We start from the raw sequence: 17,940 nt of genomic DNA on the forward strand, positions 1-17,940 counted from the left end.
GTAAATATTAAGCACCGCCATCTTCACAATAAAAACCTCTAACTGCTAGATGCAAACCTAACAATTAGAGGCGCCATTCAAAACAAAATTACTTTTACAGATTTTCGTTATAGAAACTTGTTAATTTTTCAACTGCAATTTTTACTGGTTCTGGTTGGTCGTATAAATCATAATGACTCGCACCTTCCACAACAAGTAAATCTTTTTTCTCTGAAGCTGCTTTCTCATACAGCTCATGACCATCTTTATAAGAACCGAATGCACCTTGCTTACTACCGACAATAATTTGTAACGGCTGTGTTAATAATGTATCTGCTAAATGGAACGCATCAAAACCAATTACCGATCCCATGCTCGTAAAGTTTAACTTATTTGGGGAATTAGCACTTTGCCCACGCGGTGTTGTATAATACTCAACTGCTTCTACAATATCTATATCCGTCATACCTGCTGCCTTTAATTCCTCCTGATTTTTAGGAATCCAGTTTGTAATCATTGCCTCTGCTCCGCGCGCTTCAGCAGTACGTTGTTTACCAATCGCCTCTAACACCCCAATCGGATCCGCTTCACGGTTTAATCGGCCAATATTTGCACCGACAACTGTGCCAACTGCTTTAATACGGCGCTCCGTCATCGCAGCATTTACCGCATAACCTCCTCCTGCACAAACACCTAACACACCGATACGTTCTTCATTTACATAAGGAAGAGTAGTTACATAATCTACCGCTGAGCGAATATCTTCAACGCGCGCAGCTGGTTCTTCCATATATCTCGGTGCACCTTCACTTTCCCCTTGATACGACGCATCAAACGCAAGCGTTACATAACCTTGTTCTGCTAATTTCTCTGCATATAATCCTGCTGTTTGATCTTTACAGCTACTACCTGGATGCACACAAACAATCGCTGCATTTTGTTTCTTTTCCTCAGCACCTACAGGAATATTTAAAATACCTGCAACTCGTAATCCTCTTGCATAAAAATGAACATTTCTCTTCGTAACTGCCATATATAAAACCACCCTTACTTTATTTTTCATTTACACTTGTGAGAGTTAATACTCACGTGTATATTTATAATAAAGCGAGCAACCACTTGTTTCAATGACCACATTTACGCATTTGGGTGATAATACACACATAACGAAATATGTGTATCAATAACGGAGGAACACCATATGGAGAAAATCGATCGAAGAATTATAAAATCACAAAACGCCATTCAATCCGCATTTATCGAAATGCTAATTGAAGATGGCTTTGACGAAATTACAGTAAAAAACATTACAGAAAAAGCAAACATCGGAAGAAAAACTTTTTACTTACACTATCTAGATAAGTACAATTTATTAGATAAAATTGTGGACGATCATTTAGACCAATTAAAAGAAATATGCTACAAGAAACAAAACAAAGAGTTTATAGAAGGAACGATCATATGGTTTGAATACTTCAAAGAACACAAACCATTTTTCACGGCGTTATTTAAAAGTAACAGCACATTATCATTTCAAAAAAAATTATTAACTTTCATCATGGGCGAAATAGAGAAAAAGTTAAACACAAACACATCAATAAATAAAAACATCGATAAACACATCATTTTAAAGTTTTTAGGAACAGCTGTCATGGGCATTTTGGAATCTTACGTATTGGATGAGATTGATAATGATGTTGAGTACGTTGCGACGCAGGTGGGGGAGTTAATGAGGAGGAATATATAAACAATACAGCGGCGATTCCCTTGATAAGGATTCATAAAATTTTATAATCCAAAACTCAACTATGCAATTCTGCATATGCATCCCTTCCGTTTTATTTTCATGTTACGATATAAACGAAATACGACATATATCGACAAAAAATAAAAGGAAGTGATTACATGAAACGTTCTAAAACATATTTAAAATACTTAGCATTATCCGCTGTTTTTGCTAGTAGCGCTTTAACCCTTTCAACACCGGCTGCTTACGCTCAAACGACGGCACAAGTTGTAACAGATATCGGGCAAAATGCAAAAACACATACAAGCTATAATACATTTAATAATGATCAAACTGATAATATGACAATGTCTTTAAAGGTAACTTTTATTGATGATCCAAGCGCTGATAAACAGATTGCTGTTATTAATACAACTGGTAGTTTTCTAAAAGCAAACCCTACTATAAGTAGTGCGCCTATTGATAACTATCCAATCCCTGGCGCTAGTGCAACATTACGCTATCCTTCACAGTATGATATTGCATTTAACCTTCAAGATAACAGCGCTCGTTTCTTTAACGTAGCACCTACAAACGCTGTAGAAGAAACAACTGTAACATCTAGTGTATCATATCAACTTGGCGGTTCTGTTAAAGCTTCTGCAACGCCAAATGGTCCTAGCGCTGAAACTGGAGCAACTGGTCAAGTCACTTGGTCTGACTCTGTAAGTTATAAACAAACAAGTTATAAAACAAACTTAATTGACCAAACAAATAAAAACGTAAAATGGAACGTGTTCTTTAACGGATATAACAACCAAAACTGGGGTATTTACACACGTGATTCCTACCATTCTTTATATGGAAACCAGCTATTCATGTACTCTCGCACATACCTATATGAATCTGATGCAAAAGGTAATTTAATACCGATGGATCAACTTCCAGCACTAACAAATAGTGGTTTCTCTCCTGGTATGATTGCTGTTGTCATCTCTGAAAAAAATACAGACCAATCTAACTTACAAGTCGCTTATACAAAACACGCCGACGACTACCAACTTCGTCCAGGCTTCACATTCGGAACTGCAAACTGGGTTGGAAACAACGTAAAAGATGTTGATCAAAAAACATTTAATAAATCGTTCACACTAGATTGGAAGAATAAAAAGTTAGTAGAGAAAAAATAAAAAAAACGAACCGCTATTTAGATGGTGGTTCGGTTTTTTATGTGAACAGCAAACTTTTCATTTCCTACACAAATACGCTTTCCGCTCATTTTTAAATAATAAATAATGAGCCGTGTGCACTTTTCTTTCCAAATAATCGATAGAATACGAGCTTGATGGATCAACTAAATCACCTATCGCACCTGAAAGATGATCAATGACTTGCTGCAGTATTTCTAAGTTTTTCTTCTCACTTTCCGCGTTCATTTCATCCATAATGTCACAAATAAGGTATTGCACTCGCCGCAAACGTAATTCCTTCTGCTCCACTTATATCTCCTCCTTATTAGTCATATTACGGTTTAAATATATGGGATTATAGCTTAACCAATTCTAAAAAGTACAAAGGCAACCATCTTCATAAAGATGGTTGCCCCTACTTTTATACTTGCATCGCTTTTTCTCTCAAAGCTCTTCTTAACAGTTTACCTGTCGTATTCTTTGGTAACTCTGTTAAAAATTCAATACTCTTTGGTACTTTATATTTTGCTAAATGTAACGCACAGTAATGCATAAGTTCCTCTTCTGTTACGTTAGCATGTTTCAAAACGACGTAAGCTCGCACTGCTTCTCCTAAGTTTTCATCAGGAACGCCGATTACGACAACTTCTGCTACAGATTCGTGTGTGTACAATACTTCCTCTACTTCACGAGGGTATACGTTATAACCGCCAACTAGGACGATATCTTTTTTACGATCAACGATATAGAAGTAACCTTCTTCATCCATTTTCGCTAAGTCTCCTGTATACAGCCAGCCGTCTTTCAATGTCGCTGCTGTATCTTCCGGCGCGTTATAATATCCTTTCATAACGTTAGGCCCGCGAACAATTAATTCACCGACTGCACCGACAGGTACTTCTTCTCCAAGTTCGTTTACAATTTTGTTTTCTACATGCCAAATATTTGTGCCGATTGATCCTGGTTTACGCGGACGATCTAGCGGATTAAAACAAGTAACTGGTGATGCTTCTGATAAACCGTATCCTTCTGAAACGATAACGTCAAAGCGTTTTTCAAAGTTTTGCAGAAGAGCAACAGGCATTGACGCACCACCTGAAATACAAAGGCGAAGTGTCTTCACATCTTCCGCGCTCGCTTCTTCGAATAAATATAAATAATTGTACATTGTCGGTACACCGGCAAAAATCGTCGGTTCGTACGTGCGACAAATACGGAATACTTCTTTCGGGCTAAATTTCGGTAACATTAAAATAGTCGCCCCGTTCACAATAGGTGCATTGACTGCCACTGTTAAGCAAAACACGTGGAACATTGGCAGGGCCGCAACGACGCGATCATCAGCAGTAAATTGTAAATAAGACGCCACATCGTTCGCATTACTATATAAATTTTTATGTGTTAACATAGCGCCTTTCGGTTTTCCAGTTGTGCCCGAAGTGTATAAAATAACCGCTACATCTTCTTCATCTAGCTTTGGGCCTTCATAAGTTAAATCTCCAGCCCCTATCATTGTCGTAAACGTTTTCATTTTTTTGGTTTCTGTCTGGTTAAAATCTGATGAGGTTTCGCATATGATGATGTTTTCAAGTGAAGGAAGTCTTGTTGTAAGAGATTGTATAACAGGTAGAAGGACGTCGAGTACGATGATTGTTTTTACATCTCCATTTTGTAAAATATAATGCATTTCGTCTGCTGTATAAATTGGATTAACTGGAATAACTGTTGCTCCAGTTTTCATTGTTCCGTATAAACCGACCAAAAAATGTGGTGAGTTTCCAACAACTAATGCGACATTGTCCCCTTTTCCAATGCCCATTGCTGCTAAATTGCTAGAAAACCTTGTGACCATTTTGTTTAATTGGTCATACGAGACCGACTGATCCATAAATATATAAGCCGGTTTATCCCCCTTCTTTTTCGCCGTTTCAGCCAAAGATTGAACGAGATTCACACAAACCCCACCTTTATAAAATTTAGAATATTTAAAAATTCTAAATTAATTATATTAAAAGAAAATTAAAGTGGCAAGTGTTATTCCATTAACTGCATATACACAGGTCACCTCCTCTTAGTTTACTTTGGAAGGATAAGGGAATTTCATTTGTTAGCACCTTATGAAACGAGCGCTAAAATCATTTCAGGATAATATGCACTCATCTTTTCTCTCAGCATTTCAAATTCTTCTTTATTTAAGCTCGTATACTCCCCGTATAAGTTAAGAACGTCCGCTCCATCTTCATGAAAAAACAATGTAACATACAATGTCGGTAACCCTTTATTGTCCTCATCTATCGATAAGACAAGATCTGGTGTTTTATTCACCGTACTAAACATTTCATTTCTTTTCCATTTCTTATTTTGAAACATAGTTTGTATATCATCTATCTTTCGTCTGTTATCTGTATGCGTAAAATATATAACATTATCTTTCGCCGGTTTTCCAATAGATAAAAGTGTGCGACTTGAGGACGTTTCATCGTTACAAGCTGTCATTCCGATGACGAAGCTGAGCAATAATACAACGTACATTACCCTTCTCATTTCGATCCGCCTCCTTTTGAATATATATATTCCTTTATAAGAGGCAAATGTACTGTGATTTTATGGTATATGAAATTATATCAATGATTTTTAAAATATATCGACTTACCGACAAACGTGACGATTAAAAAAAAAAAGAGGCTGCCTTTTATGACAACCTCTCTCATTTTTAGAAGAATAAATGTAAGAAATCTTCTGTTGTAATATTACCGAAGTAGCGTTTAATATCTACGTCTTCTAAAGCTGCAGTGAATGCATCTTTATCAAATTGTACGCCTGTTAGACGCTCTTCAATATCATGCACATCTAGTGAACCGAAGAAGTCACCGTAAATTTTGCATTCTGTTACTGTTCCTTTTTTCACTTCAAGACGAACGTCAACTTGTCCAACTGGGAAGCGGTGTGAATGTTGTAAGTTGAACTTCGGAGATTTTCCGTAGTTCCAGTCCCAATTTTGGTAACGTTCTTCAGAAAGTTTATGGATTTCTTTCCAATCATTTTCTGTTAATTCATACGTTGGAATTTCTGCTTCCCCTTCAAAAATTGTTTCTAGAAGAAGTTGTCTAAACTCTTCAGTCGTCATTTTTTCGCTTAAGAACTCTGTAATGTTCGCAACGCGGCTACGGATTGATTTAATACCTTTTGATTGGATTTTATCCATTTTTACTTTTAACGCTGATACGACGTGATCGATTTCAGAGTCAAATAGTAACGTACCGTGACTGAACATACGACCTTTCGTTGAGAACTGCGCGTTACCTGAAATTTTTCTGCCTTCAGCTAAAATGTCGTTACGACCACTTAGTTCTGCATTTACGCCTAATTTACCAAGCGCTTTCGTTACAGGCTCTGTGAATTTTTTGAAGTTGCTGAAACTATCTCCATCATCTTTCGTAATAAAGCTGAAGTTTAAGTTTCCTAAATCATGATATACTGCGCCTCCGCCTGATAGACGACGAACGACATGAATACCTTTTTCTTTTACGTAATCTGCATTAATTTCTTCTACTGTGTTTTGGTTTTTACCAATGATAATCGAAGGTTCATTAATGTAGAAAAGTAAATATGTTTCGTTAATATCTAAATTCTTCACACAATATTCTTCGATTGCTAAGTTTATTCTAGGATCTGTAATTCCTTTATTATCAATAAATAACATCATATCACCTCATGAGTTCCATACGTAGCCACTATGCGCTAGCGTAATATGGCCACTGAAAATTTGTTTTGCTTCTGTTATTAAATCAGCTGGATTGCCTGTATGCGGTAAATGCGTTAATAAAAGTTCTTTTACATTCGCATCTTTTGCAATACTTGCTACTTCTGTACTATTCATATGCCCTGCTTTCGCCGCTTCCTGATGTGCATACATATTACACTCACAAATGAAAAGATCAGCATCTTTTGTGAATGGAATAAATTCAGGAATATAACTGGAATCTGCGCTATATACTACAGCTTCACTACCAGCTGTAATACGCATTGCAAAGCATGTAACAGGATGAACAGTTTTTAAGAATGAAATCGAGAACGGTCCAACTTGAAGTGTTTCTTCTGGGTTGTATGCGATTCCTTTCGTATGCGGTTCATGCGTTAAAGAACGGAATCCATTCTCGTCAAACGTATGACCGTATATTGGTAATTCCGGTAGTTGCCCTTTTGTCGCACTTGTAATTAATCTCGCATATTGCAATACCCCAATGTCTGCAACATGATCGTGATGATAATGCGAAAGTACAACTGCATCTATATCAGATGGTGTTATATATTTTTGAAGCTGTGCTAGTACACCACTACCACAGTCTACAAGTAAACGAAAACCATCGTGTTCAAACAAATACCCCGACGTTGCTTCTCCCGCTTCTGGAAAGCCGCCCCAAAAGCCGACAACAGTCATTTTCATATGTATCCATCCTTTCTAAAACCGAGTAGGAATGCATGTTTCACTTACATTCTACATTGTTAACTATAATCCATTTCCTAAACTTTTTCATTAATTTTCAATTTTGTTATAAAACAGTTGTTGACTTTTAATTTTTGTACTAATACAATGATAGTAAGAAATGGAAATGGAGGGATTGACATGATTGATCAACCAATGGAGTTTTTCAGAAATTTACCGACGAAAACTTGTGCGCACTGCGGGAAAGAAATTGATGAGCAGCACGAAGCATACCATAACAAATGTGATGACTGCGTTCACGAAGAATAGTAGTTTGTGAACAGAAAAAACCTAGCAGACATAGTCTACTAGGCTAATAACATCGTATCCTTCATCGTTGAACCTTTCACCAAGAGCTCCAGTTCAAACTCATACAATTCTTTTTTTCGATAATTTTTCGTATGGATTTTATCCATCATCAGGTCGACAACTTTTCGGGCCATCTCATCGATTGGCTGTTCAATTGTCGTAATACCTGGCTCTGTAATCTGTGATAAAATTTGATTATCAAAACCGATAACAGCAAGATCATCTGGAATGCTCCAGTCATGGCGTTTCGCCTCTGAAATAATTCCAGCTGCTACTTCATCGCCTCCTGCCAAAATCGCGGTAGGATTTTTTTTGTCCTTTAATACTTCATGGAATATGCGTTTTCCGTCCTCCCAAGAGAAAGCGTTTTCAAGAAAATCAATCGCTTCTACTTGGCGGCTCTTCTCCGTTATGGCACGTAAAAAGCCCATTTTTCGCTGTTGACTCACCACTTTGGTTTCGTTTCCACGGCAAAAAATAAGATTACGATATCCTTGTTCTAACACATGCTTAGCAGCTATGTATGCTCCTTGTGCATGATCAAACTTCACTGTTGGAACATTTGCTTCCTCAATATATTCATTACATAACACGATTGGACCGTGCTGTAAGTATGGCTCTACATCTTCCCATTGATTTTCTAGTGAACATAGAATAATCCCATCTACTTGTTTCGTAGATAATAATTGTAAATACTCCATCTCTTTTTCCGGTAAATATCTTGTTTGACAAATAATCAGTTTATATTTATGTTCAGAAGCAGCAATCTCGATTGCTTCGATAAATCTACTGAAGAAAGGATTTGTAATCCTTGGAACTAGCACCGCAATTGTTTCCGTCTTTTGTTTACGAAGCCTTCTCGCCGCAGAATTAGGAACGAAGCCTAAATGCTTCATTGCTAATTGAACCCTTTTTTTCTTCTCATCTGAAACATATGGATGATTATTAATCACCCTAGAAACCGTTGTCCTTGATAACCCCGCTAATTTCGCCACGTCCTCTATAGTCGACACGAAATTCTCCCCCTTTGCATGAAAACGTTTTCTTAAATTGATTATATAGTATATTATTGGAAACTGCAATATCGGTTGTTATGATTTTACTATATTAATATTATACATAGGGAAAAGTATGTTAATGGGAGGGAAATTTATATTAGTTTTAGAAGTTTACAGGACGCATATTTATTAAAGATAAAAGGAGATATTTCATGAATCGGACGGATCGTTTATTAGCTATATTAATTGAATTACAAAGAAGACAAACTGTTACAGCACAAAGCTTAGCGGAAAAATTTGAGACAAGTATAAGAACGATTTATCGAGATATGGATGCACTTAGTGAATCTGGCGTCCCACTTTTCGCCATGCCCGGCCACGGCTACTCATTAATGGATGGTTATTTCTTACCACCCATTCAACTTACGCCTGAAGAGGCTGTTACTCTTTTATTAGGCGGTGATTATATCGAGAAAACTTTCACTTCTTCTTTTTCTGTACATGCACGATCAGCAAAAGAGAAACTTGAAATTGTTCTCCCTGCTGATCAACAAAAGAAAGCCCAGGAATTACGAGGAACTTTTCGTTTCCTTTCTCCTATATTTTCACATCAGCAATCTGAACAAGAGAAGCTGGAAAATCAAATTCTCCTATTGCAAGAAGCTATTCAAAAAGAACAGGCTATCTCTTTTTCTTATCTGAAACCGAGAGAAACTACAAAAATAAAACGGACCGTTCATCCTTACGGCTTAGTCAATATTTCAGGAATTTGGTACATCGTTGCCCATTGTTTACTTCGAAAACAAATACGTAATTTCCGTTTAGATCGAATGGATGGACTACAACAAGAACAAGAATTCTTTATAAAACCCGAAGACTTTTCTTTGCAAGAATATCAGCCTGAAAGCAACCGTACTGTGATGATTCATTTATTATTCCCATCCCATATTGCACATAAAATTATTGAATCACGATACTTCTTTATAGATTCATACGAACATAGAAATGATGGTTTTCACGTCTTTTTGAAATCAAGAAACATAGATGAAGTGTTTCAATGGGTATTGAGCTGGGGAAGCCAAGTGCAAGTACTTGAGCCAAACGTTCTATCTGAAAAAATCCGTGATGAAGCAAAGAAAATGTTACAACTTTAATTTTTGCATTTCACTACTGACATAATGTTGTCAGCATTACTTCTTTATAGTAGGTAGTAACAAATACATTTTCATAAAAAGGAGTTAGTGATATGAAGAAATTTGAAGAGTTAGCAACGTACTACATAGAGGAATTAGAAAAGTACTCTATAGAACAATTTAGGACGAAGCCGTCTAGCGAAGAATGGTCTCTTGGTCAAATGTATAATCATTTAATTGCCTCTACATATATGCAGTTAGATGCCATTGCGAAATGTAAAAATGAAACACCATCAGCAACAAACAAGAAAACGGATATGGGTGAAAAAGTATATGAACTTGGTGCTTTTCCAAATATACAAATCAAAGTACCAAATCATCCTGGATATACACCTGAAAACCCCTCTAATAAAGAAGAAATACAAAAACGTATTCTAGAATTAATTACAGTTGTTAAAGACATTGAGCCAACACTTTCTTCTATTCCAAGTGATTGTAAAGTAAAGCACCCTGGGCTTGGTTACTTACATGCAGCAGAATGGTTCCAGCTTATTTCTATGCATTTTGCACATCATCTTCGTCAGAAAGAACGATTGGAACTTAAGGTTTGCTAAGCACCTCCACTAAAAAGAGCCTGCCAATATCGGCAGGCTTTTCACTAAAATATGCACCGTCTATATGATAACTCATAAAGTCTCACTTTCTATAAATAGAAGATTCCTTTATTTTATTTAATATAAAAACTCATTAATACGTCATCTCCATAAGCTCCATCTTCATATTTAATTTGCTTTCTTTGTCTTCCTTCTTCTACAAATCCCATACGTTTATACACCTTGATCGCCCTATCATTAATAGAAACTACGCCTAAGCAAATTTTCTCTAAACCTTCCTGTCCTTTTATTTAGCCTACACATGAAATATGGTAAAATTAAGGAGAAGGAGGGATACAAATGACATTTCACTCTAAAATGGATACTTTCTTCTTATCTATCATCAGTTTCGCTATTTTCACCACTGGCATTGTAACAATACTTCCTCTCATATTTGATGATGAAGCTACTACAACAGATGCATACATTCTACTAACTATTTTCTTTCTATCTTCTGGCTTCCTATTATGGTGCTCTTTTTCAATTACATATACATTCTATGAAGATTACTTATTCGTGAAAGGTGGTCCATTTCGAAGTAAGATTCCGTACGGTCATATAACGAAAATCTCAAAAACAGATAACATTTTAGTTGGATATCGTATTCTCTCTTCGAAAGATTGTTATGAGATTTTTTACACATCGGGGGCTTTGGGAAGTGTAAAAATCTCACCGAAAGATCCCGAAAGATTTGTAAGCGAACTAAAGAAAAGATGCTCCTTTGGAAGTAATAACAACGAAGAGTAACATTCAAAAGACCATACACCAAATATGTAATGTTGCATATTTGGTGTATGGTCTTTCTCGATATAATAATATCTTTATAGAATGTATTACAAATAAAAAAGGATGATATTAGAGAATATAAAATAATTATTACGTTATGAAGAAAATATTTTATCCACTTTAAGTGCAGTTATACACCTTTCTTATACCTAAACTTCCTTTTCATTTTTACTCCTCTCATCCACACTTTCTTTAAACTGACTTACCACTTTCACATTTGCAACCTATTATTCGAATTAACAAATTAAAAATGGTAAATTATGTTACAATTAACTTATACATACTTTGGAGGGTACATAGTGAAAAAAGCTATTATAGTAGCAAGCATTCTATATCTTATTTTAACCGTACATACAGGAGCTGTTCTTTTAGGAAAAGAAGATTATAGAAGTGCTATCAATACATTAAAAGAAACGAAAGAAGTCTCTTCATTTCAATCTGCAAAAGACGGTGTGATTTTATTAAAAGGAACATTAACTACTGCGCAACCTATTACAGAGGAAAAACTTCAAAAGAAAGAATTTGCACTCCTTGAAATTAATACGTATAAACGCCGAAAAGCAAATTGGATAAACATTGATACAGAGCAACATATTGCAAAGCAGCTCTTACTAAACAATGAGGTTCTTCCTCCATTAAAAGAAATCCGTTTTTCGATGGAACCAATTACACTGTCAGGAAAAGATATTTCCATCGAAGATTACTCACTAAAAAAGGATGATACTCAATTAACAATTAAAGGTAAAGGATACCGATACACGGGAATAGAAAACAAATCAGAAACTCTTATTTTTGGCATAAAAAAGGGGGATGCCATTGAAGGGTATCGTGGTTCTGAAATTCTAGTAGGAAAAACAAAAGAGGACATTGCTAGTAATATGAAACTGTATACTTTTGCTGAAAAATATGGTCCATTTGTTTGGATTGTAGCTACAATTATTCTTATAAGTATTGTTATATACTTGTTCCGTAAAAACAGAAAAACAAATGAACTTACTCAACCAATAAAACAAAACTAATAAAAAAGCACCATTTCGGTGCTTTTTTATGTTCCTTATTTATGCTTCAACCGATTGATTTTCCGCAATATTTCTAAATTGTCGTTTGTGCATCCAAGTTAAGGAGGCAATTGTTCCAAGTGATAATACAACGATGAAAATCATGAGTACTCCTATGTTTTGCCACATGAAGTTAAAGTCTCCACTTGATACGACTGCTTTCAATCCTGATACAGAGTATGTCATCGGCAACCAAGCATTGAATGACTGTAGAAACTTCGGAATCAATTCTAATGGGAATGTTCCAGCACTTGTTGTAAGCTGAATAATTAATGTGATGATGGCGATGAAACGCCCCGCATCGCCGAATGCTGTTACTAAACATTGAATTAATGCGATAAACGCTAAGCTTGTAACGATGCTAAAGAGTATGAAATATGGAATACTTTGTACTTCTACACCTAATCCGAATAGTAATATAACATCCGCTACTACCGCTTGAATAATACCTACTGATAGTAATACGCCGAACTTACTAATAAACCAACTAAACCCTGATTTCGGAACACCGACTGTATCACGTAATGGATATACGATTGATAAGAGTAATGCCCCCACAAATAAACCGAGTGATAAGAAATACGGTGTAAATCCAGTTCCGTAGTTTGGAACTTCCGCCATTTTTTCCGTCTTCACTTTTACAGGACTTGCAAACATATCATACGTTTTATCCGTCCCTTTCACTTCACCAGTTTTCTCTGCCCCTTCGCCAAGTTTCTCAGCAAGTTCACCGGAACCATCGTTTACTTTTACGAGGCCATCCGTTACTTTTCCAGATCCGTCTGCTAGTTTATTTACTCCGTCGATTAGCTGGGTTGAGCCTGTTGACATTTTGTTTAGGCCACCATTTAGATCGCCCAGACCTGTTGTTACTTGATTTGAGCCATCTGCTAATTTGGTTACTCCTACAGATAATGTGCCTAAACCACCTGTTACTTGACTTGAACCGTCCGCTAATTGATTTATCCCACCTGCCATTTGGTTTGCTCCTACAGATAACGTTCCTAAACCGCCTGTTACCTTTCCAGATCCATCAAACAATTGATTTACCCCATCAATTAATTGCCCTGATCCGTTTTTTAATTTATCTGCACCTACTTTAGCATTACCTAATCCTTCACCTAATCCATGAAACTTACTTACAAATTCGTTTTGTGCATTCGTTAATGTCTTAATACCACTCGTTAAATTTCCCACCTCTTCTGGATTCGGCATTTTGCTTTGCATCCCACTTGTCTTTTCACTGATTTCACCTTTTAATTGTTTTACTTCTTCATTTAATTTATTTGTTCCGCTTGCTACTCCAGCAGCTTTCTGTTGAACTGTCGCCGTACTTTTTACCGCATTTGTTATAAATGGCTGTAACTGCTCTTGATATTCTTTTGGTAAACTTTCAATTTGCTTTTGTAAATTTGCTACATCTTGCACTGCTGTTTTTGCATCCCTTGCTGTTGATTGAGTGAGTTCATTTAGCTGATTTACATTTTCTCCAGCTCCATCTATTTTCTCAGTTACTGTATTTAATATAGAAGGAACTTTCGACTGCATTTCCCCTAATCCTGCAACAGAGTTTTGTACTTTATTATTTAACTCTTGCAAACCCTTTTGAATCTCTTGAGAACCTTTCTCTAATTGACTTTGCCCTCCCGCAAGTTTTTCCATACCATTTGATAGTTCTGTTGTTCCTGTTTGTAATTCACCTGTTTTACTTACTAATATGCTCAGACCGTTCGTTACTTTCTCAGATCCATCACGCAATTCACTAATTCCTTTTTGCATTTCACCGGTTTTGCTATTTAACATATTTAAACCGTCTGTTACTTTCCCAGATCCATCTTGTAATTTCCCTATACCCGTTTTGCTATTTAACGTATTTAAACCTGCTGTCACTTTTCCGGAGCCATCTTGTAACTTATTAGATCCATCTGCTAATTTCTGAACCCCATCCTTCATCTCCCCAGACTTCCCTTGAAGTGTATGAAGGCCATCCGTCACTTTACTTGAACCATCATGCAGTTCACTTGATCCGTCATGTAGTTTACTTGCTCCTTCCGCCCCATCTGCGAATCCCTTTGAGACGTCTTGAATGGAATCAAACATTTTCTCTGCATATGTTTTCGTTAATGTACTTGATACTTCACTTTTAATTTTTTCAATGGCTGTTCCGCCAATTTGTGAAGATAAGAAGTTTAAACTTTCATTCGGAATATATTCTAAGTTTAATGGTTTTGGATCATCTTTTAATAACGTTGTAGCGTTACTTGAGAAGTCATCTGGAATGCGTACTAACATGTAATACTTTCTGCCTTCCATTCCTTTTTTCGCTTCTTTTTCACTTACAAATTCCCATTTAAAACTTGTATTATCTTTTAAATTATCAACAAGCCCTTTTCCGACCTCAATTGGTTTCCCATCAAATACTGCACCTTTATCTAAATTGACTACCGCAACTGGTAAATCATCTAACTGTTTATACGGATCCCAAAAGGCCCATAAAAACATACCCGCATATAAAATCGGTACGAATAGAACTGCGATAATTGGAATTAATATTTTTTTACTTTTTATAATTTGTGTGAACTCTTTACGAAGTAGCTGATTTCCTTTCATCATTTCTCCCCCTTTTTTAAAATGACTAAATTGTTCATTTAGTCATTTTTACCCAAACAAAAAGGCTATACTTATTCATACATATGCCTTATCCCCGAATTTATACTATGCAACTGTTCCTTACTATGAAGTGAATATTTGTATTATCCCTCCTAAATTAAATGTATGACCGTTTTGTTCAATTGGTCACTTTTTTATAATAATAAAAGGATTATCTTAGTTTGACAATCCTCTTAATAAATAAAGTTCAAATAATTCTGCGATTTTCTCTTTTTCTAGCGGTTCATGATTTTTTTCCCAATCAAAAATAAGCGATACGTATAAGCGAAGCATAATAAATGCTGTAATTTCTGGATCACATTTGCTAATTTCACCTTTATCAATCGCAATCTTTAAATACGATTGAATGAAAGAAACAATTTCCACATCTACTTGTTGCATCACTTCTTGTACTTCTTTCGTTCCCATATCGCGCTCTTCTTGAATTAACTTAATCATGAGCTGATGTTCTTTTCTGAATTCTAATATGCTATATAATGCTCTATGTACATTTTCAAAAAATGAAACATCTGAACGAATTGCATTTTCTGCAACTTGCTTCATTTCTGTAATTAAATTAGAAATAATTTCACCAAATAGCTCTTCTTTATTTTTGAAAAAAGTATAAATCGTTCCTTTTCCTACATTCGCTAATTTCGCTACTTGATCCATCGTTGTTGCTTTATAGCCGAACGCTGAAAAAGACTTTGTTGCAGCTTCAATAATAGAACGTTTTCGATCTATCGCCACATCGTCACCTCCAAAAATGACCAATTGGATAATATAGTCAATCAGTACATCTTTGATATTACCACACGCTTACATTGTATACAAGTTCTCTTTTTTATTATTTCCAGTATAAAAAAATTCCAGTCAAGTTATATAACACTGTCCATAGTGTATCAAAAAGAATGCTTATATGGAAAGCAAGAATATATTCATAATAATTGCTGGCTAGATTCCACTAGAAATTCAATAAAATAGACAGTGTTCTTAAAACCAAAGTTTTAAGAACACTGTCTATTATTTTGACATAGAAAGTAATATTTTCTCCATCTCTTTCTTAGTTAGATCATCATCAATTATCTCTTCGTATATCTTTGTATCTCTTGTAAAAATATCATTTACTATGACAATTTGATAATCACTATTCTTACCTTGTGCTGGTACAAACATTTTGAGTCCTTTTAACTTACTCTCTCCTTGAGAATATTTATTATAGACCATTTCTTTCCCGTCTAAACTATAACTTTCTAAATTCTCTTCTCCAGGCATCATGTAGTGTAGTGGATCCTTACCACCATTAACATTACCATCCACATACATCCTTGACTGGTAAATTGTAAAACCATATTTCCCTTTTGTATATTCTGATTTAATAACTAATTCTACATCTCTTCCAAAATATGAATCAGCCCATTCTCTCTTTAATTCATAACCTTCAGGTATATAAGTTGGCTCCTTAATTTGATACGGTACATGTTCTTTTGCTTCTTCCATAGTATATGTTAAAGACTTCTGCAATTTATCATTAAAAGGGTTTAATTTCTTCTGAATACTAGCTAATTTTTCTTGATCAGTTTTATTCAAACGTTCAAGATTAATTTCCTTTGTATCTCCATCATAATTCTCAGGCACATTTTTCTTAACCATTGCTTGTTTCTGAATTTCACTAGCCTCTTTAAATAATTGGACATATTGTTCAAATTCTTTTTTTGTAAAATTCTTTTCTGCCAAATACAAAAGATCTGTATCTCTTTTATATGACTTTATCGACATACCCCATTCTCTACTTGCATTCTCTGGTGTACCATATACTGTTTCTATCGCTTTTTCAAATGCCGCTTTAGATTGCTTATTTTCTACAACCTTTCCCTTCTGTCTTTCATCTCCCTCAGTTATCCTTGCATTTAATAAAAAACCGCCTGCTATAGCTGCTATAGCAATAACTCCAAGTAAAGACAGACGATACGATTTCTTTTGGAACTTTTTAATCATAACGATTCTCCTTTTTAGTGTTCGTTTATTTCTACTTAAACTTGCTAGGCTTGGTGCTTGATAGGAATAATGTTCTAGGAGGGTAATAATTGTATGACCGTATGCAATTTGCTCCCCTTTATCTATAAATGTAAGCGCATATGCATCACAAGCTAATTCTTGATCTTCTCGCATACAGAAATAGGCGTACCAAAGAATCGGATTGAACCAATTTAATAGGAGTAAGCTATACATAATCCAATTTACCGCTACGTCGTTTCTCTTAATATGAGCTAACTCATGATAAAAGACATATTGTAATTGTTGCTCATTTAATACTTTCATATGTTTTTTTGATAGTAATACTTTCGGGCGAAAGAAACTAAAAACCGTTGGACTTGCAATCTTTCCTGCAAGACGTAATGAAGCTGCCTTTTTCATTTTCATAGACTGCTTACAGCGATTAAACACTGTAGTGACCTGTTCGTCCGTAATATCCGGTTGTTTCTTTATGTAAGCATATAAACGTCTATTTGTAATAAACGTTATGACTGCTAATAGGATTACCCCAGCTAACCAAACATATAGAGCAATTTTGTATAAAGACAATGTAGTCTGTTGTTCCTCACTCGTACTTACTTTCTGTTCGCTATTTTTTGTCACAGTTTCAGAATTCGATTCTAATTCTACTGTCTGTTTTATCTCGTTATTCACTATATTCTCAGGTAAAGGTGTATTTTTTTGAATAACTTCCGACACACTAGAACTATAGGAGAATAATGAATAAATACTATAAGAACTATCCGGTGACCATGGTAAAAGGAGTCTTATCATCAGTACGATCCACAGCATATATTGCCACCGGGGCGTTAACTTATTTCTAAATAGAACTTTTATACACAAAATAAATCCAACTAGTATACTGGCCATAAGTGACGTTTCTATAAGCCAATCAAAAAAATGAGGAAGGTATACATTTATAAGCATGTCTATCAT

The 17,940-nt window shown here is 35.5% G+C and carries 17 protein-coding genes and 1 pseudogene; 7 read left to right on the forward strand and 11 right to left on the reverse strand.

The window, feature by feature from the left end; all coding sequences use genetic code 11:
- Positions 1-94: 94 nt before the first annotated feature.
- Positions 95-1,012 (reverse strand): alpha/beta hydrolase, encoded by a 918-nt coding sequence (locus tag ACZ76X_RS08860; protein WP_479850212.1) that lies wholly within the window; start codon positions 1,010-1,012, stop codon positions 95-97.
- Positions 1,013-1,180: 168 nt separating this feature from the next.
- On the opposite strand from ACZ76X_RS08860, the gene ACZ76X_RS08865 reads away from it, so the two are divergent.
- Together ACZ76X_RS08865 and cytK2 are read left to right on the forward strand one after the other, a co-directional pair.
- The gene (locus ACZ76X_RS08865; protein WP_479850213.1) at positions 1,181-1,726 is read left to right on the forward strand and encodes a TetR/AcrR family transcriptional regulator; all 546 of its coding nucleotides are present in this window, start codon (positions 1,181-1,183) and stop codon (positions 1,724-1,726) included.
- 158 nt (positions 1,727-1,884) lie between these two features.
- Positions 1,885-2,895, forward strand: coding sequence for a beta-channel forming cytolysin CytK2 (cytK2, locus tag ACZ76X_RS08870; protein ID WP_479850214.1), 1,011 nt, complete (start codon positions 1,885-1,887; stop codon positions 2,893-2,895).
- Between the two features lie 57 nt (positions 2,896-2,952).
- Here cytK2 and ACZ76X_RS08875 read toward each other — a convergent pair whose 3' ends face one another.
- The 5 genes from ACZ76X_RS08875 to ACZ76X_RS08895 all read right to left on the reverse strand — a co-directional run bounded on the left by ACZ76X_RS08875 (position 2,953) and on the right by ACZ76X_RS08895 (position 7,342).
- On the reverse strand, positions 2,953-3,204 hold the full coding sequence (locus ACZ76X_RS08875; protein WP_000435468.1) for a hypothetical protein: 252 nt from the start codon (positions 3,202-3,204) through the stop codon (positions 2,953-2,955).
- Positions 3,205-3,316: 112 nt separating this feature from the next.
- Positions 3,317-4,849, reverse strand: coding sequence for a fatty acid--CoA ligase family protein (locus ACZ76X_RS08880; RefSeq protein ID WP_479850215.1), 1,533 nt, complete (start codon positions 4,847-4,849; stop codon positions 3,317-3,319).
- Between the two features lie 161 nt (positions 4,850-5,010).
- On the reverse strand, positions 5,011-5,439 hold the full coding sequence (locus tag ACZ76X_RS08885) for a hypothetical protein (RefSeq protein WP_479850216.1): 429 nt from the start codon (positions 5,437-5,439) through the stop codon (positions 5,011-5,013).
- A gap of 169 nt (positions 5,440-5,608) precedes the next feature.
- A complete protein-coding gene (lplA, locus tag ACZ76X_RS08890) occupies positions 5,609-6,598 on the reverse strand; it encodes a lipoate--protein ligase (RefSeq protein WP_479850217.1) in 990 nt (329 codons plus the stop codon).
- 9 nt (positions 6,599-6,607) lie between these two features.
- Positions 6,608-7,342 carry an MBL fold metallo-hydrolase gene (locus tag ACZ76X_RS08895; RefSeq protein ID WP_479850218.1) on the reverse strand — a complete coding sequence of 245 codons (735 nt, stop codon included), beginning with the start codon at positions 7,340-7,342 and terminating at the stop codon, positions 6,608-6,610.
- Between the two features lie 180 nt (positions 7,343-7,522).
- Between ACZ76X_RS08895 and yhfH the strand changes: the two genes are divergently transcribed.
- Positions 7,523-7,651, forward strand: a complete 129-nt coding sequence (yhfH, locus tag ACZ76X_RS08900; protein WP_000567010.1) for a protein YhfH — start codon at positions 7,523-7,525, stop codon at positions 7,649-7,651.
- Between the two features lie 38 nt (positions 7,652-7,689).
- On the opposite strand, the gene ACZ76X_RS08905 is transcribed toward yhfH, so the two are convergent.
- Positions 7,690-8,703 carry a LacI family DNA-binding transcriptional regulator gene (locus ACZ76X_RS08905; RefSeq protein WP_000103730.1) on the reverse strand — a complete coding sequence of 338 codons (1,014 nt, stop codon included), beginning with the start codon at positions 8,701-8,703 and terminating at the stop codon, positions 7,690-7,692.
- Between the two features lie 197 nt (positions 8,704-8,900).
- On the opposite strand from ACZ76X_RS08905, the gene ACZ76X_RS08910 reads away from it, so the two are divergent.
- A complete protein-coding gene (locus ACZ76X_RS08910; protein ID WP_001082272.1) occupies positions 8,901-9,842 on the forward strand; it encodes a helix-turn-helix transcriptional regulator in 942 nt (313 codons plus the stop codon).
- A 92-nt stretch (positions 9,843-9,934) separates the two neighbouring features.
- Entirely contained in the window at positions 9,935-10,435 is a 501-nt protein-coding gene (locus ACZ76X_RS08915; protein ID WP_479850219.1) for a DinB family protein, read from the forward strand.
- Positions 10,436-10,548: 113 nt separating this feature from the next.
- Here the strand turns inward: ACZ76X_RS08915 and ACZ76X_RS08920 are convergent.
- A pseudogene (locus ACZ76X_RS08920) lies at positions 10,549-10,722 on the reverse strand (GNAT family N-acetyltransferase); the annotation flags it as partial.
- A 52-nt stretch (positions 10,723-10,774) separates the two neighbouring features.
- Here ACZ76X_RS08920 and ACZ76X_RS08925 point away from each other — a divergent pair.
- Entirely contained in the window at positions 10,775-11,221 is a 447-nt protein-coding gene (locus ACZ76X_RS08925) for a PH domain-containing protein (RefSeq protein WP_479850220.1), read from the forward strand.
- A 299-nt stretch (positions 11,222-11,520) separates the two neighbouring features.
- A complete protein-coding gene (locus ACZ76X_RS08930) occupies positions 11,521-12,279 on the forward strand; it encodes a hypothetical protein (protein WP_479850221.1) in 759 nt (252 codons plus the stop codon).
- A gap of 39 nt (positions 12,280-12,318) precedes the next feature.
- Here the strand turns inward: ACZ76X_RS08930 and ACZ76X_RS08935 are convergent, their stop codons facing one another.
- The 3 genes from ACZ76X_RS08935 to ACZ76X_RS08945 all read right to left on the reverse strand — a co-directional run bounded on the left by ACZ76X_RS08935 (position 12,319) and on the right by ACZ76X_RS08945 (position 17,940).
- On the reverse strand, positions 12,319-14,928 hold the full coding sequence (locus tag ACZ76X_RS08935) for a YhgE/Pip family protein (protein ID WP_479850222.1): 2,610 nt from the start codon (positions 14,926-14,928) through the stop codon (positions 12,319-12,321).
- A 216-nt stretch (positions 14,929-15,144) separates the two neighbouring features.
- Complete coding sequence (locus ACZ76X_RS08940) at positions 15,145-15,717, reverse strand: TetR/AcrR family transcriptional regulator (protein ID WP_098669793.1); 573 nt, start codon at positions 15,715-15,717, stop codon at positions 15,145-15,147.
- A gap of 273 nt (positions 15,718-15,990) precedes the next feature.
- Positions 15,991-17,940 carry a M56 family metallopeptidase gene (locus ACZ76X_RS08945; RefSeq protein WP_479850223.1) on the reverse strand — a complete coding sequence of 650 codons (1,950 nt, stop codon included), beginning with the start codon at positions 17,938-17,940 and terminating at the stop codon, positions 15,991-15,993.

The sequence above is a fragment of the Bacillus sp. BC05(2025) genome, assembly GCF_056725905.1.